Genomic DNA, 24,276 nt, shown 5'->3' with positions numbered 1-24,276 from the left:
TCGTGTCGGCAGGAGCACCCAGCTGGTGATACCCGCCTCGACCGGGCGGCACACTTAATAAAAGGTCCGTCCCGGTGCGGAGCCGGCCATCAGGCGGATCATGGGAACTCAGATCGAGCCGACCGCTCCGACCGTCGGCATCGGGTGGTTTCCCCGGCAACGTGGAGGAAAGGGCACCGGCAGAGCCGGAACCGTCCCCGGCGCCCTGGCCTTCGCCGTCGCGGCCACGGCGCCGTCGGTGATCGGGTTCCTGCGCTGGGTGTTCGTGGTCCCCCTGGCCACCATCTGCGCTCCGGGGGATTCCGCCACCGGCACCGCGGTGGAGGCCGCCCGGACTGCCCAGCACCAGGTCGACGGGGCCCTGCTGGGCGAGCACCTGGGCCAGATCCTCGTCCTGGGCTCGGCGGGGAGACCTGTCCACAGATTCGCCCCCGGGTTCCCTCCCGGGCACCGACCGGACCCGGTCCGGAGAGGAGCACCATCATGGCCGCTGAGGAACACCACACCGTGGAGGGCCAGGGCACGACCGGTCCCACCCCGGACAGCACGATGCGCGCGGTGGTGCGCGACAGGTACGGCCCTGCCGAGGTCCTGCACCTGGCACGGATACCGGTGCCCGAGCCCGGCAAGAAGGAGGTGCTCCTGCGCGTGCGCGCGGCCGGTCTGGACCGGGGCACCTGGCACCTGATGACGGGCCGGCCCTACCTGTTGCGCCTGGGCTTCGGGCTGCGGGCACCGAGGAACCCGGTGGCCGGGATGGAAGTCGCTGGCACGGTCGTGGCCCTCGGCGCCGCCGTCACCGGCCTCTCCGTCGGGCAGGAGGTGTACGGGGCAGCCCGCGGCTCTTTCGCCGAGTACGCCGTGGCCCGGGCCGATCAGCTCGCCCCCGCACCGGGGAGCCTGACCGCCGAGCAGGCGGCGGTGGTGCCGGTCTCCGCAGCCACCGCCCTGCAGGCCCTGGGACGGGCCGGACGCCTGCGGGCAGGGCAGACGGTGCTGATCACCGGGGCCTCCGGCGGAGTCGGGTCCTACGCCGTGCAACTGGCCAAGGCCTTCGGGGCAGACGTCACCGCCGTGACCAGCACCGCCACGGTCGACCACGTCCGCTCCCTGGGCGCGGACCACGTCATCGACCGCACCCGCGAGGACTTCGCCGACGGAACCCACCACTACGACCTCGTCCTGGACCTGGCCGGCAACCCACCGCTGTCCCGGCTGCGCCGGGCCCTGGCACCGACCGGAACGGCCGTGCTCGTGGGCGGGGAGGAGGGCGACCGCCTCACCGGTGGCATGGGACGGACCCTGCGCGCAGCAGCCCTCTCCCCGTTCGTGGGCCAGCGGTTCACCAACGTCGTGTCCACCACCCGCACCGCAGGCCTCCAACGGCTCACCGAGCTCATCGAGGCCGGTCGAGTGACTCCGCACGTCGACGGCACCTACCCGTTGGAACAGGCTGCTGAGGCCATGGCACGACTCGAGGCCGGTCAAGTGCGAGGAAAGATCGCCATCACCGTCTGAGCACACCTGGGCCCAACCCGCTGCGCGACGGTGTCATCTTCGGTGGTCGGGTAACGATCCGGGACAGGTCAGCGGGCCGGTCCGGAAGGCCGTTCTACGCTGGGGACACCGCCCGGCCCAGGAGTTCTTCGGGTCCGGCCCGCGGTCCGGGGCCGTGGACCGGCCCGTCATCCCATCGATTCCTTGGTCTGTGCGTACTGCCGGGATGTGCTGTCGCGGTGACGTGGGGCCCAGGGGTCGACATCGTCGTCCATGACGACTGGACCCGAAGCGCTGTTCTCCGGGTGCAGGGGCCTCACCGGAGGTGACCTGCGCCGGTCGAGAGGAAGACGACAATGTCATCATCGGCACGATCCCCGCGTTCCGCGTTCGCCGCCGCCACGGCGGCGGTGCTCCTCCTCGGGACCGGCGGGGCAACGGCCGCCCCGTCCTCCCCCGCCGGGCCGGCGGCCGCTCCGGCCGCTTCAGCGACCCCGTCGGCGTCGGCCACCGGCTCCGACGCCTGTGTCACCGACGTCGACGACGTCGTCACCCGGGAACCCTCGGCGCAGATGGCCGAGCCCCTGCCCGAGGAGCTGGCGACGACGTTGGATGCCGCCGCCCGTGCCTCGTTCGGCCAGGCGTCCGCGCCCGGTGCGGTGGTGGGCGTCTCCTCCCCCGAGGGCACCTGGACGGCCGCCTACGGGGTGGCCGACCCCGCCACCGGGGAGTCCATGCAGGTCGGCGTGCACACCCGCATCGGGTCGGTCACCAAGCCCTTCACCGCCACCTTGATCCTGCAGCTGGCCGAGGAGGGACAGCTCGCCCTGGAGGACCCCGTCGCCGACTACATCGAAGGCATCCCCAACGGGGAGCGGATCACCCTGCGGCAGCTCGCCAACATGACCAGCGGTGTGGCCAGCTACACCCGCAGCACTCGGTTCACGGACCGCTTCTTCGCGGATCCGCAGCAGGTCTTCACCCCGGAGGAACTGGTCGCCGTCGGCGTCTCCGAATCCCCCCTGTTCGCCCCCGGTGAGCAGTTCGACTACTCCAACACCAACTACATCCTGCTGGGCCTGGTCATCGAGCAGGTCACCGACCAGCCGGTCGGGGAGGTCCTGGAGGAGCAGATCTTCGAGCCGCTGGACCTCGACGAGACCACCTGGCCCGGGGACTCGACCGAGATGCCGGAACCCTCCGCGCGGGGCTTCACGCTCCAGGGCGACACCGCGACCCCGGAAGCACCGGCCGATGCCACCCACTGGAATCCCTCGTGGGGAGACACCGCCGGGGCCCTGATCTCGGACATGGACGACCTGCTGGTCTACGGCCGGGCCATGGGCACCGGGCACGGGCTGCTGGACCCGGAGGCCCAGCGGGAGCGCCTCACCTCGTTCCGACCACCCGAGTCCGGCTACGGACTGGGGTTCGGATGCATCGACGGCTGGGTGGGGCACACCGGGACACAACCCGGCTACAACACCACCGTCTACTACGACACCACCACCGACACCACCGTGGTCGTGCAGGCCACCAGTGACATCGCCTCCGGGGACTGCCCGGAGTCCCCGGTGTTGGCCGACGACCCCAGGACCCTGTCCTGCGCCACTCCGGCCACACGGATCTTCGCGGGGCTCTCCACCGCCCTGGGCCACACCTTCACCCCCAACCCGGAACGCTGACCGTCCGCATCGCCGGATCGGTCGAACGCCGACCCGGCGCGTGGGGTCACCCGGTGGTTCTGCCCGACGGGGCTGCTCCCCCGTCGTCGACCTCCTCGAGGACGAGACGGTAGACGCCCCAGCCGACCAGCACGGTGGTCGCGAGAAGGCCGAACCGGTGCCCCCGCAGGATCACAGTGGCCGGGACAGTGGGGATCACCGCCTCGGTGACCGAGCCGTTCTGCGCGCTGGAGCCGGGGACGAGGCCATCGCCGATGCCGCCACTCCGTTCTGCCCTTCTTGTCAGCACCCTTGTTGGCCTTCGTGGGCCGTGCGTAGAGTCGGAGCAGTCCGGACGCGGACACCGTGCCGGAGCAGGCCGAGGCAGGACCGGAGGGGTCTCGATGACGAGCAAGGACCGGATCGCTGAACCGTGGGGCGCCCGAACCCCCTACGCCGCCGGGGAGGACTGGCCGGTGCGGGTCGACACGCACCTGGCCGAGGGGCTGGGCCCCGAGGACATGGACCGATGGGTGCAGACCGCTTCGATCCTGCACTCCAACGGTGATGCTCTCGACATCGGGGTCAAGGACGGAAAGATCGCCGGGGTCCGGGGCCGGGCCGTGGACCGGGTCAACCACGGGCGCCTGGGCGTGAAGGATCTCTACGGGTGGCAGGCCAACGCCTCCGGCGACCGGTTGACCAGGCCGCTGGTCCGCAAGGGTGGCAAGCTCGTGGAGACCGACTGGGACACCGCCATGGACCGGATCGTGGGACGCACCCAGGATCTGCTGGAGGAACAGGGTGCCAGCGCGATCGGCTTCTACACCACCGGCCAGCTCTTCGCCGAGGAGTACTACACCCTGGGTGTCCTCGCCCACGGCGGACTGGGCACCAACCACGTGGACGGCAACACCCGGCTGTGCACTGCCACCGCCGCCGCCGCGCTGAAGGAGTCCTTCGCCTCCGACGGCCAGCCCGGTTCCTACACCGACATCGACCACGCCGACGTCATCGCCCTGTACGGGCACAACATGGCCGAGACCCAGTCCGTGCTGTGGATGCGCGTGCTGGACCGCCTGGCCGGGCCCAATCCACCGCAGGTCATCTGCGTGGACCCCCGGCCCACCCCGGTCGCCCGGCACGCCACCGTGCACCTGGCCCCGCGCCCGGGCACCAACGTCGCCCTCATGAACGGGTTGCTGCACGAGATCATCACCCACGACTGGGTCGACCACGACTACATCGACGCCCACGCCGTGGGCTACGCCGAGCTCGAGAAGAGGGTGCAGGAGTACACCCCGGAGGCCGTGGCCACGATCTGCGACGTTCCTGCCGAGCAGATCAGGGAAGCCGCCCGCATCATCGGAGGTGCCCAGCGGTTGCTGTCCACCGTGCTGCAGGGCTTCTACCAGTCCCACCAGGCCACCGCCGCAGCGGTGCAGGTGAACAACGTCAACATCATCCGCGGCATGCTCGGCAGACCTGGTTGCGGGATCCTGCAGATGAACGGTCAGCCCACCGCCCAGAACACTCGCGAATGCGGCGGCGACGGCGACCTCCCCGCATTCCGCAACTGGTCCAACGACGCCCACGTCGCAGATCTCGCCAAGGTGTGGAACGTCGAACCGTTCCAGATCCCGCACTACTCCCCGCCCACCCACGTGATGCAGATGATGCGCTACGTCGAGGACGGCTCCATCCGCATGCTCTGGGTCAGCGGCACCAACCCTGCCGTGTCCTTGCCGGAGCTGGCCCGGATCCGTTCGATCCTGCAGCAGAAGCGGTTGTTCCTGGTGGTCCAGGACATCTTCCTGTCCGAGACCGCCCAGCTGGCCGACGTGGTGCTGCCGGCGGCGACCTGGGGCGAGAAGACCGGGACCTTCACCAACGTGGACCGCACCGTGCACCTGTCGGAGAAAGCCGTGGACCCGCCCGGGGAGGCGAGACCGGACCTGGACATCTTCCTCGACTACGCCCACCGCCTCGGCCTGAAGGACAAGGACGGGGAGCCGCTGATCAAGTGGCACGACCCCGAATCGGCCTTCGAGGCCTGGAAGGAGTGCACCCGTGGACGGCCCTGCGACTACACCGGTCTCAGCTACGACAAGCTGCGCGGCGGCTCCGGCATCCAGTGGCCCTGCAACGACGAGCACCCCGATGGTTCTGAACACATCTACGTCGACGGGGCGTTCTGGTCCGATCCGGAGTACTGCGAGAGCTACGGCCGGGACCTGGTCACCGGCGCACCGCTGGAGCCGGCCGAGTACAAAGCACTGAACCCGTCGGGCAAAGCGATGCTCAAGGCCGCCGAGTACCTGCCGCCCCACGAGATGCCCAGCCAGGAGTTCCCGTTGCAGCTGATCACCGGGCGCACCCTCTACCACTTCCACACCCGCACCAAGACCGCCCGCGCGCCGCAGCTGCAGGACGCCGCCCCGGAAGTGTGGGTGGAGCTCTCCGCCGGTGACGCCGCCGCCACCGGCATCAGCGAGGGCGACCTGACCCAGATCAGCACCCCGAGGGGATCGGTGCAGGCCACGGCGCGGATCACCGAGATCCGCACCGGGGTGCTGTTCCTGCCCTTCCACTACGGATACTGGGACACCAAGAGGGGGCACGAGCCCGGCAAGGCCGGGCGGGCGGCCAACGAGCTGACCATCACCGACTGGGACGCGGCCTCCAAGCAGCCGATCTTCAAGACCGCCGCCGCCAGGATCACCAAGATCGCCGCGGCCGAGGGCCCCTCCCGGGCCCCGACCACCACGGCCTCGGCCCCAGTGTCCGACGTGGGTCACCGCACCGCCGGCAACCCCTCGGCAGCAGCCGATGAGAATGTCCACGACACCACCGCGGAGGCACTGCGATGAAGATCGGCCTGGTCCTGCACGAACTCCACCGCTCCGAGAACGACCTGGCGCAGAAGCTGCTGCACGTCTCCGAACGCCACAAGGTCGACCACGAGATCTACCACCTGGGCCGAGATCTCGCCCGCTGGTCCCAGCACCACGTTCGGGAGATTGCCGAGATCGGCCGGCACTACGGCCAGGACCTCGACCCGGAACCCGAAGGCGAGCCCGGCCTCACGGAGAAGCTGCGGGAGAAGAGCAGCGAGCTCATCGGCCGGCGCAGTCACGCCGCGCTGCTGATGCTCATCGACCTGCGAGAGGTCTACACCATGGCCTCCGGGGTCTCGGCCGACTGGGAGATGCTCGCGCAGGCCGCCCAGGGCATCAAGCACCACGACCTGCTCGACGTCACCCAGCGCTGCCACCCCGACACCCTGCGCCAGGTCCGCTGGGCCAACGCCATGCTCAAGGTCAACTCCACCCAGATCCTCGTCAGCTGACTGGTGGCAGGACCCACCGGCGGCACTGCGAGAGTCCGAAGACTGCCGGTCCCTCCGGACGGGACAATCCGCCTCGAACAGGTCTACCGTGGTGCCATGAGTCCGATCATCAGGTCACTGATCGTTGGGGTCGGTGCGATCCTGGGGCTTCTGCTCGCCGGGTGCGCGGGCCCTTATCCGGCCGATCCGCACCGGACGCTGGAGCGGGTCAGCGGTACCGTGCTGCGGGTCGGGATCTCGCACAACGAGCCCTTCGTGTCCGTGGAGGGCCCATCCCCGTCCGGGCGCGAGGTGGCCCTGGTGGAGGACTACGCGCGGACCCTGGACGCCGAGGTGGTATGGACCGCCGACGGGGAGGAGGAGCTGGTGGACCAGCTCGAGCACGGCCGGCTCGACATGATGATCGGCGGGCTCACCGACAAGACCCCGTGGAAGAAGAAGGTCGGGCTCACCCGCCCCTACACGCAGACCACCGACGAGTTCGGGCAGAAGGAGAAGCACGTGATGGCCGTGCGCAAGGGCGAGAACGCGTTCCTGCTGGACCTCGACCGGTTCCTTCACGATCAGGCAGGGCAGCCGTGATGGCAGCCCGCCACAATGTCGACGACGAGCCCCTCCCCGAGGAGATCGCCGGGCACCTGCGCAGGGCGGTGCGGCTGGAGTGGATCACCATCGCCGCCCTGGTGGTCATCGTGGGACTGGTCTACCTCGTGCTGGGCAACTCCCAGGCGATGAAGACCGCCTGGATCGAGGACATGCTCTCCTTCATCCCCCCGATCGCCTTCCTGATCGGGGTGCACGTCACCCGGAAGCCGGCCACCGCCGAACGCCCCTTCGGCTACCACCGGGCCATCGGCATCTCCCACGTGGTCGCCTCGACCGCCCTGGTCATGATGGGCGGGTACCTCATCGTGGACTCCGCCCTGAAGCTGATCACCGCCGAGCACCCCACCATCGGCGGGATCCAGCTCTTCGGCACCACGATCTGGCTGGGCTGGCTGATGATGGCCGCGATGGTGATCACTGCGGTCCCCCCGGTGATCCTGGGGCGGATGAAGCTCAAGCTCGCCCCGCCGCTACACAACAAGGTCCTCTACGCCGACGCGGACATGAACAAGGCCGACTGGATGACCTCCCTGGCCGTGCTGGTGGGCGTGGCCGGGATCGGCCTGGGGTGGTGGTGGGCCGACGCCGCGGCCGCGATCGTGGTCGCCACCTCGATCCTCAAGGACGGCATCACCAACCTGAAGGCCGCGGTGGCCGGACTGATCGACGCCCGCCCCACCAGCATCGACAACCAGGACCCGCACCCGTTGCTGGGCGAGATCGACGCGTACCTGCGGTCGCTGGACTGGGTGCGCACCGCCGGGGCCCGGGTCCGGGACGAGGGCCAGGTCTTCCACGTCGAAGGCTTCGTGGTGCCCGAGCCCCTGGAGACCGCGACCCCCGAACGGCTGGACGCGGCCCGGACCGGACTGCTGGGCCTGGACTGGAAGATCCGCGACGCCGTCATCGCCACCGTCCCGAAACTGCCCGACGTCCTCGAGCGGCACGCCTCCCAGCCCTGAGTCCTGACGCAGGATCGGACCCCCGCAAGACTCGGTCGCGGGTCGACGCGCTCTCCGACGGCCGAGGGGCGGTAGCGCCCCGATGACACGAACTGCGCCACGGGACGGTCCTGCCGGGTTCTTCGGCCCTGCCCTCCCAGTCGGTCACCGCAGGTGGGATCCAGGGCAGAGCCGGATTCGGCCCCACAGCTGCTCCCTGCAGGGAAATGGCACCAGATCCAGGCGAGTGGCGAGCTCGCAGGCGGCCCGGACCAGGGCTGGGTTCTCGCTGTGGTGTCGATGCGCTATGCAGACGGATCGGGCCGCGGCTCGGATGTGTTCGCATTCGTCTCAACCTTGCGCAACCAGTCGGTGAGCACCTGGCAGGCGAGCTCGAGGTTGCCCATCTGACAGTGCTGATCGGCGTGCTCTCCTCGGGTGAACATGCGCGTCGTGAGGCTGCGGGCGCCCGTGAGTGCCTGAGCCTGGGCACGTGCCAGTGCCGGCGGCTGGAAGGCGTCGTGCTCCCCGCACATCAGCAGGACGTCCTGGTGCACCCGGCCGCTGTCCAGGTGTCCGGCGTTCATGCCCAGGAACCACTCGGCGACATCGGCCGGGTCGTCGCTGTCGAGCATGTACAGCACCTGGTCGACCACGGCACGCAGGGTCGGCGACAACCGGGCACGAGTGCACACGCTCCAGCGCATGAACTCCCGGTGCCGCACCATCGTGCGGACCGGGGTCCGCAGCACCGGCGGAAGCCTGTGCAACCAGTCGTAGACCGGCGGCCAGGCCACGACACCGTGGATGCGGGACTCGCGCCCGGCCGCACGCAGCGCCCAGTACCCGCCCATCGAGATGCCGACCAAAGCGGCCCGGTCCAGCCGGAAGTGGTTCAGCACCGCCGCGACCGGTTTTTCCCAAGCGTGGTCGAAGGTGAGCCCGTGCAGCGTCCGCGCGCCGCCTTGGCCCGGTCCCTCGAAGGCGATCACGTCGAAACCGGCGGCGGCGACCCGCTGCCAGACGGGGAAGAACTCCTCGATCAAGGAGTCGAATCCACCGTGCAGCAGCACGGTGCCACCCGTCGCCGATCCGCCCGCCGGAAGCGCGTAGACCGGCAGCGCCGCTCCGGCATAGGGCACCTCGTGGCGGAAGATGTCCGCATCAGCGAACGCGGTGCCGAAGAGCTCGAGGTACCGGCGGTAGCGATCCGCCTTCTGCACCGTCCGCGGCGGCGTGAAGAACTCCGCGATCCGCGCATAACCTGTCGCATGCCGGTACCGACCCTCGGCAGCGGCCCAGCTCGACAGGCTCTCGAACACCGGAACACAGTCGTCCATCGACCCCAGGCGCGCCGCGGCGTCGAACAGCTCCCGGCGGTCGGCGAAGCCCAGTGCATGGGCCCGGTTCAATTGATAGTTGATGAAGTCCCGTCGGTGAAAACGTTCGAATCCCACCGGCAGAGCAACGAGCTCAGGATTGCCCACACCGCCAGCGTACGCCTGGCGTGGCAGGCGCTCGAGACTCTCCGCGCACCAGCAACCTATCTCGCCACGCCGACTTGTTGCGAACAGGAGATTTCTGCTGAACCGTCGCCCTCACGAGACGTGACCGGTAGCCGGGCGTATGCAGAGCGAAGGGGATGGATTTCTCGTTCCCCCCCTCGCTCATGACCCCATCGACTTCAGCGTGGTCGATCCTGAACTGGCGATCCCGCCCAGAACGCAGGACGCCGGCGAGGCCGTCTCCACCGTAGTGCCGGGCTCGGGAGGAGACCTCTTCACAATGGCCGGCCGAGGGTCAGCTGCTGTCGGTGGTGGTCGTAGTGCTCGGTGCCGTAGTGGTAGATCTCGGCCAGGCTCATCCAGTCGCGGAAGTACGGGTCCCAGGACACGGGCATGTGCATCCCCCGGGCCAGGACGGCCGCGGGCTCGGCCTCCAGCTGGGCCTGCAGGACGTCGAGGGTCCGGTCGAACCACCGGAGCATCCGCGGACCGTGGATCACCCGGGCCGCCCCACGGTCACTCTGGTAGTTGATGAGGTGGAAGGGCCGGGTGCCGGCCTCCAGCACCCGGGCGAAGGTACGGCTGACCGGCTCGGGGAGACGACCCATCAGGCGCACCAGCGGGATCAGACGCCGGACGATCAGATAGCCGAAGAACATGTGGAACAGCAACTGCCCGTTGGTCCACCGGGTGCCGGACGAGGGCCGGCACAGCTCCACCGGAGTCGCCGCGGCCACGAGGGCGTGGAAGTCCGCCCGAACCTGTTCGAGCTCGTCGTGGATCTCCTGACGGGTGGACGAGGTATCGCTGCTCATGGTGGTCATCCCCTCGTGCGGTGTGCTGGATGAGACAGAGCCCGGGCTCGAGGAGTCCGGCGCCGGCGCGTCAGCGCAGGTCGAGGAAGGAGCGGAGCTCGGCGAAGGCTTCGGGCACCACGGAGTAGTGGGCCCACTTGCCCCGCTGCTCCCGGGTGAGCAGCCCGGCGTCGACGAGCTTCTTCATGTGGTGGCTCACGGTGGGCTGGCTGATGTCCACCACCGCGGTCAGGTCGCACACGCAGACCGCACCGCACCCCTGCGCCGCCACGTGCGAGAGCAGCCGCAGGCGGGTCGGGTCGGACAGGGCCTTGAGCCGGCCGGCGATCCGCTGGGCGTCATCGGCGGCCATGGGCCCGCTCGACAGCGAGCAGCACTCCGTGCCCGTGGTGCTGGGAGCGCACTGATCGGCGGCGGCATGGAGGTCCGGTGCGAGAGTCATCACCCCATCCTACATTGACCAATATCGATGTGACCCCCTAGTGTTTCCGATAGATCGTCGTCGATACGAAGGGCTGCCCCTGATCATGAGCACCACCACCACCGCCCCCGCCGCCCACCAGGGGGTGATGAAGGACCTGTCCTTCCTCGACCGCTGGCTGCCCGCCTGGATCATCGCCGCCATGGTCGCCGGGCTGCTGCTGGGCCGCTTCGTCCCAGGGCTGAACACCGCCCTGGAGGCCGTGAAGATCGGTGAGGTGTCACTGCCCATCGCGATCGGGCTGCTGGTGATGATGTACCCCGTCCTGGCCAAGGTCCGCTACGACGAGACCCACCGCGTGGCCGGCGACCGCCGCCTCATGGGGGCCTCGCTGGTGCTGAACTGGATCGTCGGGCCCGCGCTGATGTTCGCCCTGGCCTGGATCTTCCTCCCCGACCTGCCCGAGTACCGCACCGGGCTGATCATCGTGGGCCTCGCCCGCTGCATCGCCATGGTCCTGATCTGGAATGATCTGGCCTGCGGCGACCGGGAAGCGGCCGCCGTGCTGGTCGCGATCAACTCGGTGTTCCAGGTCATCGCCTTCGGCGCCCTGGGCTGGTTCTACCTCCAGGTCCTCCCGTCCTGGCTGGGCCTGCCCACCACCTCCGCGGAGTTCTCCGTGTGGTCCATCGTCGTCTCCGTGCTCGTGTTCCTCGGGATCCCGCTGGTCGCCGGGTTCCTCACCCGCACCCTCGGCGAGAAGGCCAAGGGCCGCGACTGGTACGAGGGCACGTTCCTGCCCAAGCTCGGCCCCTGGGCCCTGTACGGGCTGCTGTTCACCATCGTGCTGCTCTTCGCCCTGCAGGGGGACGCGATCACCTCCAACCCCTGGGACGTGGTGCGCATCGCCTGGCCGCTGCTGGTGTACTTCTTCCTCATGTTCGGCATCGGCCTGCTCGCCTCCCGCGCCCTGGGCCTGAACTACGCGAGGTCCACGACCGTGGCCTTCACCGCCGCCGGAAACAACTTCGAGCTCGCCATCGCCGTGGCCATCGGCACCTTCGGGGTCACTTCCGGCCAGGCCCTGGCCGGGGTGGTCGGCCCGCTCATCGAGGTCCCCGTCCTGGTCGCGCTGGTCTACGTGTCCCTGTGGGCCGGGCGGAAGCTCTTCCCCGGTGACCACACCGTCCCCACCCGCTGACCCCGCGACCTTCCAGGAGCACCAGTTGAGCACCGAGACCACCAAGCCCTCCGTTCTGTTCGTCTGCGCCAAGAACGGCGGCAAGTCCCAGATGGCCGCCGCCCTCATGGACGAGCGCGCCGCAGGTGCCGTGGAGGTCCACTCCGCCGGCACCACACCGGGTACCAACATCAACGCCCTGTCCGCCGAGGTCGTCGCCGAGCTCGGTGCCGACATGTCGCGAGGACACCCCACGCCGATCGACCCGGAGCTGCTGCGATCCGTGGACCGCGTCGTCGTGCTCGGTGACGAGGCGAAGGTCGAGCCGGTCGAAGGCATGACCGGCACCATCGAGACCTGGCACACCGACGAGCCGTCGGAACGCGGGATCGAGGGCGCGGAGCGGATGCGCCTGGTCCGCGACGACATCGACACCCGGGTGCAGCAACTGCTCACCGAGCTCACCGACGGCAGCCCCTCCTGAGCGCCGCCCCTCCCCCTCCCCCCCCTCTTTTCGTTGCGACAGAACGGACGATCCCGATGAGTGCTGAGACCACCCCCGAGACCACCTCCACGACCCCGGCCGAGACCACGGACAAGCCCTCCGTCCTGTTCGTGTGCGTGCACAACGCCGGCCGGTCCCAGATGGCCGCCGCCTACCTCACCCACCTCTCCGGCGGGCGCATCGAGGTGCGCTCGGCCGGCTCCGCCCCGGCCGACGCGGTGAACCCGGCCGCCGTGGAGGCCATGGCCGAGGAGGGCATCGACATGAGCGCCCAGACCCCGAAGATCCTCACCGACGAGGCGGTGCAGGACTCCGACGTGGTGATCACCATGGGCTGCGGGGACGCCTGCCCGTTCTACCCGGGCAAGCGCTACGAGGACTGGAAGCTGGAGGACCCTGCCGGCAAGGGCGTGGAGTCCGTGCGGCCCATCCGCGACGAGATCAAGGCCCGCATCCAGGCGCTGATCTCCGAGCTGCTGCCCGCCGACGACACCACCGCCACCCAGTAAGGACGGGAACGGTCATGACCACGGACACCACCACCGGGGCCTCTCGCCAACTGGCCGCCGGGGTGTTCGTGGTCATCGGCCACACCCCGCGCACCGAACTCGTCAAGGACCAGCTGAAGCTGGACGGCGAGGGCTGCATCACGGTGGACTCCCCCACCACCGTCACCAACCTGCTCGGGGTCTTCTCCTGCGGGGACGCGGTGGACCACCGCAACCGCCACGCCATCACAGCCGCCGGCACCGGATGCGCCGCCGCCCTGGCCGGGGACCGCACCGCGGCCGACGACGTGCAGCTCGTGCTGCCGGAGACCGGGGTGTGCTCCACCGACCTGGGCGGCTCCTGCGACCTCCCGGCCCCGGGTGCCGCGGAGCAGGGCTGCTGCGCCCCGGATGCCACGAAAGAGCCTGCCGATGCCTGCTGCTCCGGGCCCCAGCCCGTCACCATCGGGGCCGCCCCCGTCCATTGAGGCGGGGCCAGACCCGCATGGAGAGCGACGGAATGGGAGACTGAGCATCATGGAGCATCAGCTGGACGTCGTGATCATCGGCGGCGGTCAGGCCGGGTTGGCGGTGGGCTGGTACCTGCGCCGCCGCACGGACCTGTCCTTCGTGATCCTCGACGACCAGCACACCCCGGGCGGGGCCTGGCGGCACACCTGGCCCTCGCTGCGCCTTTTCTCCCCCGCCTCCTACTCCTCCCTCCCCGGCCGGCTCATGCCTTCCACCGGGGCGGACAACCCGGATGCGGCCCATGTCATCGACTACCTCACCGACTACGAGGACCGCTACGACCTGCCGGTCCGCCGGCCGGTCCACGTGAGCGCTGTGCACCGTGACGACGACGGCTTCCGCCTGCGAACCATCGAAGGCACCTGGTCCGCCCGGGCGGTGGTCAGTGCCACCGGCACCTGGTCCCAGCCCTTCTGGCCCACCGTCCCCGGCCAACGAGCGTTCACCGGGACCCAGGTGCACAGCGCCCACTACGGTGGCCCGGCAGCGTATGCGGGAAAGCGCGTGGTCGTGGTGGGCGGGGCGAATTCCGGGGCCCAGATCGCCGCCGAGATCGCCGAGGTCGCGGACCTGACCTGGTGCCTCAAGGGCGAGCCGCACTGGTTGCCAGACGAGGTCGACGGCCGGGAGCTCTTCCGCGTGGCCACCGAACGATCCCGAGCCCTGGCCGCCGGGCTCCCGGACCCAGGCGGGGTGGCGGCCCTGGGCAACATCGTCGTGGTGCCCCCGGTCAAGCGCGCCCGGGACGCCGGGCTGCTGCACCCGGAACCGATGTTCGACCGCTTCACCTCCACCGGGATCGCCTGGGCCGACGGACGGGAACAGGACGTGGACGAGGTGATCTGGTGCACCGGGTTCCGCCCCGTCCTGCGCCATCTGCGGCCCCTGCAGGTGCGTGAGGCCGACGGGACGATCCGCACCGACGGGACCGCCTCGGTACAGGTTCCGGGGCTGTACCTGGTGGGCTATGGGGACTGGACCGGGCCCGGCTCGGCCACCCTCATCGGGGTCGGCCCCACCGCCAAGGCCACCGCCGCCGCCCTCCAACGCCAGCTGGCCACCCCGGCGCCCATCCCGACCCGCTGACCCCGGCATGCCCGTCGAGCGACGGGAACGGGTTCAGGTGCCGACAGTGTCGCTGCGCCGTTCGAGCAGGATCACGTCGCGCCACCGTCCCGCCTGGGGCCCGTGGCTCATCGGACCCAGGCGTCGACCCGCCGGCCGCACCGCACGGTCCGCGGGTGGGGGTGTGCCGCTCATGCGGTGGCCGCCGCGGGGGCGAACAACGTCCCCAGGGCCTCCAGCGCCGCCGGGTGGGCGCGGTAGTACACCCACACCCCACGCTTGTCCCGCTCCAGCACCCCCGCCTCGTGCAGGACCTTCAGGTGGTGGCTGATCGTGGGCTGGGACAGCTCGAACCCCGGCAGCAGGTCGCACACACACGCCTCCCCACCGGGGTGGGCCAGCACCATCGAAAGCAGCTGCAGCCGCACCGGATCCGCCAGAGCCTTCAACAGCGCGGCGATTCCCTCCGCCTGCCCCCGTCCCAGCGGTTCCCGGGCCAACGGGGCGCAGCACGCCAGGGCGGTCGGTGCCACCGAGGAATTGTCACCAGAAATAGACATACATCTATATTGACCTCCTTCGATGCCGGTGGCAACATCAAGACATCGACGACGATCTATATCCGATGGTGGGTCGTCTCTTCCGGAAAGGAACCCGTCATGTCCAGAGTCCAGCTCGCCCTGCGCGTCGCCGACCTCGAGGCCTCCATCGCGTTCTACTCGACCCTGTTCAACACAGCCCCGGCCAAGCGCCGGCCCGGCTACGCCAACTTCGCCATCACCGAACCCGCCCTCAAGCTCGTCCTCCTCGAGGGCGAACCCGGGGAGGACACCCGGATGGACCACCTCGGGGTGGAGGTCGAGTCCACCGAGATCGTCAACGCCGCCGCCGCCCGCCTGGCCGACGCGGGGCTGGCCACCCGCCCCGAAGAGCAGACCACCTGCTGCTACGCCGTCCAGGACAAGGTCTGGGTCACCGGCCCCGGCCAGGAACCCTGGGAGGTCTACACCGTCAAAGCCGATGCCCGCCCCGACCTGGAAGGCAAGACCGATCCCGAGCAGTCCGACGTGGCCGGCGACGGCACCTGCTGCACCGCCGACGACCGGTCCGCCCCGGCCGACGTCGGCGAGCAGACCACCGAGCAGCCCAGCTGCTGCTGAGGCGCCCCAGGGGCGAGCCGCCTTCACCCGAAGGCCGGCCGAGTTCAGCCGACGTGCCAGTGACGGCGAATGAGCCCCTTCCGAGCAGCCTCGTCTTCTGCGAGCTCCCCGACCGGCGTGGCGTCGTCGGTGCCGCGCAAGCCCACGAGCACGGCGTCGATGAGCGCACCGGGGAAGACGCCGTCGGCCTCGAAGATCTCGCGCTCGGCCTCGAGCATGTCGGCCGACTCCGCGCACGAGCTGGGCAGGTGCTCGAAGTCGTCGTGGTCGGCGGCGCTGAGCCGCTCGGCCAGCTCCACACTCCCGGGATCGTTCAGCCCATGCTTCGCCGCGACGGCCATGCCGGCCAGGAGCAGGTGCACGTCGGCCGAGCCGTCGGCGAGCCGGAACTCGACGGTCTGCGGGTGCGTGGCGGGTTCGGGGACGGGCTCGGCGCTGCCGGGATTGGCGTGGGCGACCATTCCGGCCAGCACGTCCCCACCCCACGCCAGGGGGACCCGGACGAGACCGGTGCGGTTCTGCTCACCCCAGCAGATGCTCTCGGGCGACTCCGCACCGTCGGTGAATCGCAGGTAGGACGTGGGGACCGTGTTGCCGAACGCGGTCAGCGCTCTGGCCGCCGAGAGATAGCCGGCGATCAGCCGACGCCCGGTGTCGTTGATCCCCTCCTTGCCGACGATGGTGCTGACGCCGTGGCGCACCAGCAGGCTGTGGATGTGCAGGCCGTTTCCTGCGCCCTTGCCGCTCACCGAGGGAGCGAAGGTCGCCTCGAGACCGTGGGCGTGGGCGACTTCGCGCACCACCCACTTCGCCAGGACGAGGTTGTCGGCTGCCTGCTCCAAGGGCACGGGTTGGAGCTCGATCTCGTGCTGCACCAGCTGCCGGTCGTCCTCGAGGATGTTGCCGACCTCGCCGTGGGCGTACTTCACCGGCACCCCCATGGCGCAGAGGTGCCCCAGCACCTGTTCCCGGACCCGCTGGCCCTTCGAGAATGGCGCCGACTCCTGATAGCCGCGCTCCTCCTCGACGGGATAGATCCGCTCGGGCTCGCCGACGAGGTAGTACTCCAGCTCGCCGAAGGCTTCCAGCGTCATGCCGTTCTCCTGCGTCAGCACCTCGGCCGCGCGGCGCACCACCTGCTCGCGCGCGTAGGACAGCGGCTTGCCGAGCTCGTCGTAGAAGGAGCACAGCACGTCGAGCGAGCACCGCGCCCCGAAGGGGTTGAGGAAGGCGGTGCGGTGCCGCGGAACGATGTAGACGTCGCTGTTGTCGGTATCGGTGCCGGTGAAGACACTCGAGCCGTCCACACGCTCGCCCCGCGTCAGCACCTCGATGAGGTGCTCGCGCGAATTGATGGGGAAGGCCAGGGTCTTCAGGCGCCCGTCGCCGCCGACGTAGCGCAGGTTCACCTGGTGCAGCCCCAGCTGTTCGGTCGCCCGCACGAGGTCCCCGCCGGTGAAGTCGGCGGAGGGCTTGCCGAGCAGGCGGACGATCGGATGGGGTTCGAAGGCGTCGATGGCCATGCTCCGTTCTACCAGCGCCACAGTGCGTTCTGCCAGCGTCCAGATGCCAAGGCCCTACCGAGAGCGACCGGTCCGGGAAAAGATGCTGGCCGCGTGCCGAACTGGTGACACCCCGGATGTGGCCGGACTCGACCGACCTGGCCCACAGGGCAGCCGGGGTCGGGGCGAGATTTCGTGTCCAGCATGTGTGGCTTCACGTGGCCGCGAGGGTCGTGGCCGTCCTGCTCCTCGAGGCGTCGGGATCGACCCGCTCATAGGTTCGCGCGGTCTTCAGTCGACACCTGCCCGCGCCTCGACCACCACTTTGCCGAGCGCGTGGCCGTCACCGACGTAGGTGAGCGCTTCGGGCACCTGCTCGAGTGGGAACACGCGGTCGATGTGGATACGGACGTCTCCCGCGATGCATCGGTCGGCAAGAGGCGAGAAGTGCGCCGGACCCGGCTTGACGGCGAGAACCCCCAGCCGCCGACCCGTCATCGTGCCGATCAGTGTGCCTACCGTCACCACCCGCAGCAGGGCGCGCGTCGTCCCGCCGACGATCAGGCAGGTGCCACCGGGGGCGAGCGCACGGCGATACGCGAACACCGACCGCCGGGCGGCGAGGTCGATGATGAGGTCGTACGGACCGGTGCGCGTGAAGTCGTCGGTGCGGTAGTCGATGACCTCGGCGGCCCCCAGGGATCGCATGAAGTCGAGCTTGCCGGCGTTGTCGACGGCGGTGACATGGATGCCGGAAGCAGCGGCGAGCTGGAGCGCGAACGCCCCCGTTCCTCCGCCGGCGCCGTTGATCAGCATCCGCTCACCGGGCTTCGCGCGCGCAACTGCTTGCACCGCGATCGCCCCCGACTGCGGCAGTGTCGACGCCTCGGCGAACGACAGTCCGGCCGGCTTGAGCGCGAGAGCGTGCTCGGGCGCCACGGCGTACTCCGCGAAGCCGCCTTTCAGCGTGAGATTGTCGCCGTAGACATTGTCACCGGGCCGGAACAGCGTGACCCCTGCGCCCACTGCCTGGACCACTCCCGCGATGTCCGAACCGAGCGTGCGGCGGGCGGGTCTGAACAGGCCGCCGAGTCGGGCATAGGCGGGCGCCCCGTGCAGCCCCTCCCAATCGCTCAGATTGACCGAGGTCGCGATCACCCGCACGAGCACCTGGCCTCTTCCCGGCGTCGGCGTGGCGATGTCGGCGAGCCGCAGAACATCGGGCGAGCCGTAGCGGTCATGGACGATCGCTCTCATGCCCGCACGACCATGCGCTAACGCCCGCGAAGCGTGGGGCTCTCGTCGGCGACCCGACGCTCCAGGCTCTCCAGCAGCAGCTCCAACCCGTAGTCGAACTCGTCCGCGAACGCGTAGACGCCATCGCCCAGCAGCTCGGCACGCGAGCGCGCAATGTGCGGATACAGCTCCGCCGACGCCCCGACCTTGACGGCGAACGCCTCCTCGGCGCCGTCCCCCGGTTCGAACGGCAGGCTCGTCCAGGTCAGCGCGAACCCGTACACGTAGGCGTCGATCGCGGAGAACGCGTGTGTTGCGAGCGCGGCGCTGAAGCCCTCGGCCATCAGCACGCCGAGGAGACGGTCGTGGTGCTGCAGCAGCGCTGGGCCGGGGTTGGGGCGCGACTCCATCATCCCGAGCGCCCACGGATGAGCGGTGAGCACCGACCGTGCCGATCGTGCCCGGCCGGTCAGCGCCTCCCGCCAGGTCGCGCCGACCTGGGGCAGTTCGATCCTCTCGAACACCCAGTCGGCGAGGTCGTCGAGCAGCGCCTCCTTGCTGGGGACGTGATGGTAGAGCGACATAGCCTCGACGCCGAGCGCCTTCGCGACACTGCGCATGCTCACGGCGGCGACACCCGCGCGGTCGGCGACCGCGGCGGCGGCGTCGATGATCCTCTCCCTGCTCAATGGTGTGCGTCGCGTCATTTTCCCATCCTTGCGCACTTACGCCTGTAAGTCTAAACTCGTGATTACGCCCTTACAGGCGTAAGTCGCATGTTCGACAAAACCCGAGGACCTGGCGATCCTCACCACCACAACGGAGCCCACGATGAGAACACGTCAACGCACCACCACGCTGGAGAACCTGCGGATCCCGGTGCAGGCCAAGCTCGCGGCGGCATGGACCAGCTTGATGTTCTTCTACATCTACATCGACTACTTCCACCTCTACCAGCCCGGCGCCATCGACCAGATCCGAGGTGGCGGCATCTTCGAGTTCGGCATCACCCCGACGTTGATGACCGTCTTCGTCGTGGTCATCGGGATCCCGGCCCTGATGGTGATGCTCTCCATGACGCTGCCCGCCCGTGCGAACCGCGCCACGAACCTCGTCGTGGCATCGCTCTACATCCCCGTCACGGTGTTCAACGCGGTCGGGACGTCTTGGGACTGGGCCTTCTACTACGGCTTCCACATCACCATCGAGGTGCTGCTCCTGGCCTTCATCCTGCGCTCCGCCTGGACCTGGCCCCGCACCGCGTCGCCGGCGACCATGCCGGCCAACCCGGACCGTGAAGCCGCTCGCATCCAGCAGCAAGCGTGAACCCAAGAACGGTTCCCGTCCTGTTCGGAGCCATCTGCTTCGGTGCCGCGGAGCGGGCCTCCTGGCAGTGGGACACCAACCACCACTGAGACGTCGCGTGGGGGCCTTCCAAGGCCCCCACCGGCAGGTCAGGTCATCGGACGCGCACGCAGAGCCCCCGCATCGTCGACACCGGCCCCCAGCGCGGCAACGTCGTCGTCCGCCGCACCGACCCGCCACGACGGGCACGCCGGCCATCGCCGTCCTGGGCGGCCTGTCCATCACCGGCGAATACGCCACCATGATCCGCTCCACGTTCGCGGCAGTCCCGGCCCGGATCCCGGTCCTCGGCGCCAAGGCGATCGTCCTGGTCGCGCCGCTCCCGGTCGTCATCGTGCACTCGATGCGGCGGCAGAGGGCGTCGGTCACAGCTCGCTCTTGACCGGGACTGCACCCTGGAACCCTCCGGCGATGCCCCTGAACCGACCGAGACTGGAGAACGCCATGAACACACGCACTCAGCATCCGCGCAAAACGATGAGGGCCATCACCCAACTGCGATACGGCGGGACCGAGGTGCTCTCGCTCGCCGAGGTCGAGACGCCGGTGACCGGCGACGACGAGGTGCTCATCCGGTTGGGCGCAGTCGGGGTCAACGCCGGCGACATCCTGTTGATGCATGGCGAGCCACGGATGGTCCGCCTCGCATTCGGGCTCCGGCGGCCCAGGCAACCGACCATCGGCCGGGACGTCGCGGGCGTAGTCGCGGCGGTCGGTGCGCAGGTGACCCGCTTCCGCGTCGGCGACGCGGTGTACGCGGAGTCGAACCAGGGCGGGTACGCGGAGTTCGCCGCGGTGCAGGAACGGTTCGTCGCGCTGCGCCCGACGACCGTGGACGCCGTTCACGCCTCGGCCGTGCCGGTCTCGGGGACCACCGCGCTCCAAGGACTCAGGCTGGCAGGCGTTGCTCCCGGGCAGCACGTGCTCGTGAACGGCGCCTCCGGCGGCGTCGGCGGATTCGCCGTGCAGCTCGCGAAGGCGATGGGCGCCGAGGTGACGGGTGTCTGTCGCGCCGCGAAGGCCGACCACGTGCGTGCGATCGGCGCCGACCACGTCATCGACCACACCAGCGAGGACTTCACCGCCGGCGGAGGTCGCTACGCCGTGATCTTCGACCTCGTCGCCGACCACCCCCTCGGACGGTTGCGTCGCTCACTCACCCGGCACGGAACGCTCTTGGTCGCAGCCGGAAAGGGAGGGAAGGTGTTCGGCCCGGTCGGTCGCATCATCCGCGCATCGACCATGTCGTTGTTCGTGTCGCAGCGGCTGCGTCCGCTGGCTGCCAGGAGGAACGGCGGCGACCTCGCCGAGCTGACGCGGCGCATCGATGCGGGCGAGGTCGTGCCCGTCGTCGACAAGGTGTTCCCGCTCGAGCGCGCCGCCGAGGCGATCACCCGACTCGAGTCGGGTCAGGTGCGGGGCAAGGTGGTCATCACGGTCTGAGCGCACGTGAACGAAGGACCCGTTGGACTCGACCGCCCGCCCTGACCCTCGTGCGGCAAGTCCTGGACCGGCGAGCCCACACCATCTCCGAAGCAATGAGAACCAACCGGGGCTGACAACAGCATGACCACCCGGATGTGGAACGCCGATCGCGCCGTCAGCCGCGGGGACGGTTCCTGTCGCTGCCGGACCGTCCGGGCGTGAGCATTCCGAGCTCGTTCACCAGCAGCGCACCTCCTGCCGCAGGCAGGAACAGCAAGGCCGGCATCCACTCAGTCACGGCGAACAGGCCCAGCGCGAGGAGGAGAACGACGATCGCTGCGACTCGAACCTTGGTGTGCATGACATCACTTCCGTTGCGTTCGTGAAGACTAGCATCGGCCTCCGGGGCGGCTCTGAGCCGTCTGCTTCAGCGTGCGAATTCCTGGTGGAGACAGGAACCTCATCATCCTCACCAGGAATTTCCCCGGCTGTCCGCCCTGTCCGGGCACCGTACCTTCGGAAGCACTCACCTCGGCCGTCGGTGACAGCGTGAGAAGCACGAACACCCGTCGAGCCCGCGTTCCTGCCCCCTCCACCCCGGCCCGACGCCACCACGATGACCGCAGTCCGCACGGACGGCCCAGCGCCGGCAGCTTGCGGCCATAGACCCCCCGCACCGCCCCGGTCGGACGCTGGGAGAGCATCCTCCAGTCGCCAAGGAGCCCCGCTGTGCAGCGATCAGTCCGTGTCCTCAGCGTCGCCGTTGCCGCTCTCACATCCCTGGGCCTCACCGGGTGCGAGGACAACCTGCTCCTCCAGGACAGACCGACCACCCCCTCCCAGGTCACGCCCACCGCGGTCACCCTCGACCCGGGGTGCACCATCTCAGAAGCCGGCACGAACCCAGGGCAGACCGAGGACCACACCACAGCACCCGACAACTTGAAGCTGAGCTGCGGCGACCGAACCCTGATCCTCGCCGGTGATGGCGCGGCAGTCCCTTCCGCTGTGACATTCACGGCTCGACACTCCACCCGTCACCTGTCGGTGCTGCAGTCCCGATCGAGGCCTCGTGGGCATACGCGTTCAGCCAGCCTTCGCGGACCGCCTCCGACCCTATGCTCAACGTCGCCACAGCTTCCGAACCAGAACTGATCGTGGAGCGCCAGGGAAGAAAGTCGCTGGGGAACACAACGGGTAGAGCTAGACCTGGGGATTTCGAATGCTCCGGCGCGAGGGATCGAACCTCGGACTGCTGATCCAAAGTCAGCCGTGTTGCCGCTACACCACGCCGGAATGGTGTTGAGCGGGAACGCCGAACAGCTAGCGCCACCGCTCAACGAGCAGCACGCGTTGGTGTTGCTCTGGGAGGTGGCGGTAGAAGGTCACGGTCTCAATATACAAGGGGAACCCACGACCTGGCCTGCAGTTCGTATCGCCCCGAGGTCCGACGGCGGGGAGAGCTCCCATCGACCCGGACGGTCATCGTCTCGATCCGCCACGGCGTACCCAACCCGCTCACCGAGGTCGCCGCACTCGGGCGGAACCAGGTCGTGATACGACCCGGGTGGTGCTGGGTGGCAGGTCCGGAGGACGATAGTGAGGCACCCGGCAACCATTGCCGTGACCGCGGTGTCGGTTGGCTCTGCCATTGGCTGACAGGGCCAAGGTGCTGCGGAAGGCGTTCCAGGAGGAACTGATGGACATCATCGCTGACCCCTTCGAATCCGCGCAGGCGTCCGTGCAGGCGCGGATCGAGCAGATCCTGGATGCTGCGACGGCCAAGGACTTCGACCGTCTGGCGGCCTACCACCTGGCGGGACCGAAGTTCTCGAAATTCGACGACGTCGAGCCGTTGGACCGCCAGGACGCCGAAACCAGCATGCGGCTGGAGGCGGAGCAGTTCACCGGGATGGAGGACTTCCACGGACGGTTCGACGACCTGAAGATCGACGTGTTCGGCCCCGTGGCCATCGCCACCGGGATCTTCGTGTGGGACTGCCGGGTCGAGGGGGACGTCGTCTCGGGCCGGAACCGGTCGACCGTGGTCTTCGTGGACAGCCACGGGCAGTGGTTGATCGCCCACGAGCATCACTCCCCGTTCCCCACCAACAGTTGAGAGACGGCGGCAACCGGCTGTCCACGCCGCAGGCCGGCGATGGCATCTCTGCAGACCCTCGACCGAGCTGTCCCTTGGCCGTGACCGCCGCAGCCCACCCCTCCGGCCGGGCTCATCACACCGGGAAGGGTCAACGATTCTCGATGCTGCTGACCGCGACCTGGATGATCCGCCGGGTGTCGCCCTCCCGGAACTTGAGCACCCGGATCCGCAGGTCGTAGCCGTCGACGACCCCCTCGGCCGAGCACGCCGTGTGGAGTCGGGTGCTGCCGGGGCGCAGAGGCGAGGTGTCACAGTCGCCCTCGACCCGCACCCCCAGTCCGGCCTCCGCGCTGATGCGCTGGACATCGGCCACGGTGACCGGCTGCTCCGTCCGGTACTCGCGCCACATGCTGTCGCACGGGACGGCGAGGTCGATGCAGAACAGTCCGCCTGAGATGTTGTGTGCTTCCTCGCGCCAGCCCGGATCGGGTCGCACCCCGTCGGCCACCGCCACCATGGGTGCCGTGTCGATGAGGAACGACGCCTGCATGACGATGAACGGGGAGGCGAGGACGGCCAGCGCCACGACGACGCGCGTTCCCCATCTCCGGACTCGACCCGTTCCCGCCTGTGCTGAGGCGCCGGATGCACCACCCATGCCCTCGCCTCCTCCGTCGCCCGCGCTCATCGTCCTGGACGGTTCCAGCGGCGGCCGCAGCACGGTGTTGAGACCCCGCCCGCCGACATCCACCAGGGTGGCCGAACCAGCGCAGGAGGCTGAGCGCCGGATCCCCGCGCAGGACCCACGGCGGGGCATCCCGCGCCACGGCGATCCCGACCCGCAGTGCCTCGCGGCCACCGCATCCCGTGTTCCCTCGGCTAGATGAGTAATTCCAAGGGGTGGTCAGTGGTCGTAGGCG

24 protein-coding genes, 1 tRNA gene and 1 pseudogene are annotated in these 24,276 nt (G+C 69.4%); 15 read left to right on the top strand and 11 right to left on the bottom strand.

Annotation, left to right across the window (positions count from 1 at the left end):
• Positions 1–483 precede the first annotated feature (483 nt).
• Both AVL61_RS11670 and AVL61_RS11665 read left to right on the top strand, forming a co-directional pair.
• Positions 484–1,518 (top strand): NAD(P)-dependent alcohol dehydrogenase, encoded by a 1,035-nt coding sequence (locus tag AVL61_RS11670; RefSeq protein ID WP_231738397.1) that lies wholly within the window; start codon positions 484–486, stop codon positions 1,516–1,518.
• Positions 1,519–1,853: 335 nt separating this feature from the next.
• Positions 1,854–3,182, top strand: a complete 1,329-nt coding sequence (locus AVL61_RS11665; RefSeq protein WP_058874505.1) for a serine hydrolase domain-containing protein — start codon at positions 1,854–1,856, stop codon at positions 3,180–3,182.
• A 46-nt stretch (positions 3,183–3,228) separates the two neighbouring features.
• Here the strand turns inward: AVL61_RS11665 and AVL61_RS18215 are convergent, their stop codons facing one another.
• A complete protein-coding gene (locus AVL61_RS18215; RefSeq protein WP_058874504.1) occupies positions 3,229–3,471 on the bottom strand; it encodes a hypothetical protein in 243 nt (80 codons plus the stop codon).
• Positions 3,472–3,565: 94 nt separating this feature from the next.
• Here AVL61_RS18215 and AVL61_RS11655 point away from each other — a divergent pair, with 94 nt between their 5' ends.
• The 4 genes from AVL61_RS11655 (at position 3,566) to AVL61_RS11640 (ending at position 8,078) form a co-directional block, all read left to right on the top strand.
• A complete protein-coding gene (locus tag AVL61_RS11655; RefSeq protein ID WP_058874503.1) occupies positions 3,566–6,031 on the top strand; it encodes a molybdopterin oxidoreductase family protein in 2,466 nt (821 codons plus the stop codon).
• Positions 6,028–6,510 carry a hypothetical protein gene (locus AVL61_RS11650; protein ID WP_058874502.1) on the top strand — a complete coding sequence of 161 codons (483 nt, stop codon included), beginning with the start codon at positions 6,028–6,030 and terminating at the stop codon, positions 6,508–6,510. Before AVL61_RS11655 ends, AVL61_RS11650 begins: the two co-directional genes overlap by 4 nt.
• 96 nt (positions 6,511–6,606) lie before the next feature.
• Complete coding sequence (locus AVL61_RS11645; protein WP_058874501.1) at positions 6,607–7,092, top strand: transporter substrate-binding domain-containing protein; 486 nt, start codon at positions 6,607–6,609, stop codon at positions 7,090–7,092.
• Complete coding sequence (locus AVL61_RS11640) at positions 7,092–8,078, top strand: cation diffusion facilitator family transporter (protein ID WP_058874500.1); 987 nt, start codon at positions 7,092–7,094, stop codon at positions 8,076–8,078. Before AVL61_RS11645 ends, AVL61_RS11640 begins: the two co-directional genes overlap by 1 nt.
• A gap of 284 nt (positions 8,079–8,362) precedes the next feature.
• Here the strand turns inward: AVL61_RS11640 and AVL61_RS11635 are convergent, their stop codons facing one another.
• The 3 genes from AVL61_RS11635 to AVL61_RS11625 all read right to left on the bottom strand — a co-directional run bounded on the left by AVL61_RS11635 (position 8,363) and on the right by AVL61_RS11625 (position 10,819).
• Positions 8,363–9,544, bottom strand: a complete 1,182-nt coding sequence (locus AVL61_RS11635) for an alpha/beta hydrolase (protein ID WP_157571401.1) — start codon at positions 9,542–9,544, stop codon at positions 8,363–8,365.
• Between the two features lie 293 nt (positions 9,545–9,837).
• Entirely contained in the window at positions 9,838–10,377 is a 540-nt protein-coding gene (locus tag AVL61_RS11630) for a DinB family protein (protein ID WP_058874546.1), read from the bottom strand.
• A gap of 70 nt (positions 10,378–10,447) precedes the next feature.
• Positions 10,448–10,819 carry an ArsR/SmtB family transcription factor gene (locus AVL61_RS11625; protein ID WP_058874498.1) on the bottom strand — a complete coding sequence of 124 codons (372 nt, stop codon included), beginning with the start codon at positions 10,817–10,819 and terminating at the stop codon, positions 10,448–10,450.
• A gap of 85 nt (positions 10,820–10,904) precedes the next feature.
• Here AVL61_RS11625 and arsB point away from each other — a divergent pair, with 85 nt between their 5' ends.
• The 5 genes and pseudogenes from arsB to AVL61_RS11600 all read left to right on the top strand — a co-directional run bounded on the left by arsB (position 10,905) and on the right by AVL61_RS11600 (position 14,588).
• On the top strand, positions 10,905–11,999 hold the full coding sequence (arsB, locus tag AVL61_RS11620; protein WP_058874497.1) for an ACR3 family arsenite efflux transporter: 1,095 nt from the start codon (positions 10,905–10,907) through the stop codon (positions 11,997–11,999).
• Positions 12,000–12,024: 25 nt separating this feature from the next.
• Positions 12,025–12,462 carry an arsenate-mycothiol transferase ArsC gene (locus AVL61_RS11615; protein ID WP_082697116.1) on the top strand — a complete coding sequence of 146 codons (438 nt, stop codon included), beginning with the start codon at positions 12,025–12,027 and terminating at the stop codon, positions 12,460–12,462.
• 56 nt (positions 12,463–12,518) lie between these two features.
• Positions 12,519–12,992 carry an arsenate reductase ArsC gene (locus tag AVL61_RS11610; RefSeq protein ID WP_058874496.1) on the top strand — a complete coding sequence of 158 codons (474 nt, stop codon included), beginning with the start codon at positions 12,519–12,521 and terminating at the stop codon, positions 12,990–12,992.
• Positions 12,993–13,003: 11 nt separating this feature from the next.
• Positions 13,004–13,273 (top strand): annotated as a pseudogene (locus AVL61_RS18475) (FAD-dependent oxidoreductase); the annotation flags it as partial.
• A gap of 235 nt (positions 13,274–13,508) precedes the next feature.
• Entirely contained in the window at positions 13,509–14,588 is a 1,080-nt protein-coding gene (locus AVL61_RS11600) for an ArsO family NAD(P)H-dependent flavin-containing monooxygenase (RefSeq protein WP_058874494.1), read from the top strand.
• Between the two features lie 170 nt (positions 14,589–14,758).
• Here the strand turns inward: AVL61_RS11600 and AVL61_RS11595 are convergent, their stop codons facing one another.
• Complete coding sequence (locus tag AVL61_RS11595; protein ID WP_058874493.1) at positions 14,759–15,127, bottom strand: ArsR/SmtB family transcription factor; 369 nt, start codon at positions 15,125–15,127, stop codon at positions 14,759–14,761.
• Between the two features lie 99 nt (positions 15,128–15,226).
• On the opposite strand from AVL61_RS11595, the gene AVL61_RS11590 reads away from it, so the two are divergent.
• On the top strand, positions 15,227–15,727 hold the full coding sequence (locus tag AVL61_RS11590) for an ArsI/CadI family heavy metal resistance metalloenzyme (RefSeq protein ID WP_058874492.1): 501 nt from the start codon (positions 15,227–15,229) through the stop codon (positions 15,725–15,727).
• A 44-nt stretch (positions 15,728–15,771) separates the two neighbouring features.
• On the opposite strand, the gene AVL61_RS11585 is transcribed toward AVL61_RS11590, so the two are convergent.
• The 3 genes from AVL61_RS11585 to AVL61_RS11575 form a co-directional block, all read right to left on the bottom strand.
• Positions 15,772–17,250 (bottom strand): glutamine synthetase beta-grasp domain-containing protein, encoded by a 1,479-nt coding sequence (locus AVL61_RS11585; RefSeq protein ID WP_058874491.1) that lies wholly within the window; start codon positions 17,248–17,250, stop codon positions 15,772–15,774.
• 270 nt (positions 17,251–17,520) lie between these two features.
• On the bottom strand, positions 17,521–18,486 hold the full coding sequence (locus AVL61_RS11580; protein ID WP_058874490.1) for an NAD(P)-dependent alcohol dehydrogenase: 966 nt from the start codon (positions 18,484–18,486) through the stop codon (positions 17,521–17,523).
• Positions 18,487–18,503: 17 nt separating this feature from the next.
• Complete coding sequence (locus AVL61_RS11575; RefSeq protein ID WP_058874489.1) at positions 18,504–19,172, bottom strand: TetR/AcrR family transcriptional regulator C-terminal domain-containing protein; 669 nt, start codon at positions 19,170–19,172, stop codon at positions 18,504–18,506.
• 124 nt (positions 19,173–19,296) lie between these two features.
• Between AVL61_RS11575 and AVL61_RS11570 the strand changes: the two genes are divergently transcribed.
• A complete protein-coding gene (locus AVL61_RS11570) occupies positions 19,297–19,791 on the top strand; it encodes a DUF6326 family protein (protein WP_058874488.1) in 495 nt (164 codons plus the stop codon).
• A 483-nt stretch (positions 19,792–20,274) separates the two neighbouring features.
• Positions 20,275–21,273: an NAD(P)-dependent alcohol dehydrogenase gene (locus AVL61_RS11565; RefSeq protein ID WP_197412699.1), complete on the top strand. Its 999-nt coding sequence runs from the start codon at positions 20,275–20,277 to the stop codon at positions 21,271–21,273.
• Between the two features lie 157 nt (positions 21,274–21,430).
• On the opposite strand, the gene AVL61_RS11560 is transcribed toward AVL61_RS11565, so the two are convergent.
• Both AVL61_RS11560 and AVL61_RS11555 read right to left on the bottom strand, forming a co-directional pair.
• Entirely contained in the window at positions 21,431–21,616 is a 186-nt protein-coding gene (locus tag AVL61_RS11560; RefSeq protein WP_058874486.1) for a hypothetical protein, read from the bottom strand.
• Positions 21,617–22,480: 864 nt separating this feature from the next.
• Positions 22,481–22,551, bottom strand: a tRNA-Gln gene (locus tag AVL61_RS11555).
• Positions 22,552–22,954: 403 nt separating this feature from the next.
• On the opposite strand from AVL61_RS11555, the gene AVL61_RS11550 reads away from it, so the two are divergent.
• On the top strand, positions 22,955–23,374 hold the full coding sequence (locus tag AVL61_RS11550; protein ID WP_058874485.1) for a nuclear transport factor 2 family protein: 420 nt from the start codon (positions 22,955–22,957) through the stop codon (positions 23,372–23,374).
• A gap of 130 nt (positions 23,375–23,504) precedes the next feature.
• Here the strand turns inward: AVL61_RS11550 and AVL61_RS11545 are convergent, their stop codons facing one another.
• Entirely contained in the window at positions 23,505–23,942 is a 438-nt protein-coding gene (locus AVL61_RS11545) for a PH domain-containing protein (protein WP_058874484.1), read from the bottom strand.
• Positions 23,943–24,276 lie beyond the last annotated feature (334 nt).

This window comes from Kocuria rosea subsp. polaris (genome assembly GCF_001483755.1).
Classification (GTDB): Bacteria; Actinomycetota; Actinomycetes; order Actinomycetales; family Micrococcaceae; genus Kocuria; species Kocuria cellulosilytica.
Note: the sequence above shows the minus strand (reverse complement) of the source record. Positions and strands in the feature narration are given on the sequence as shown.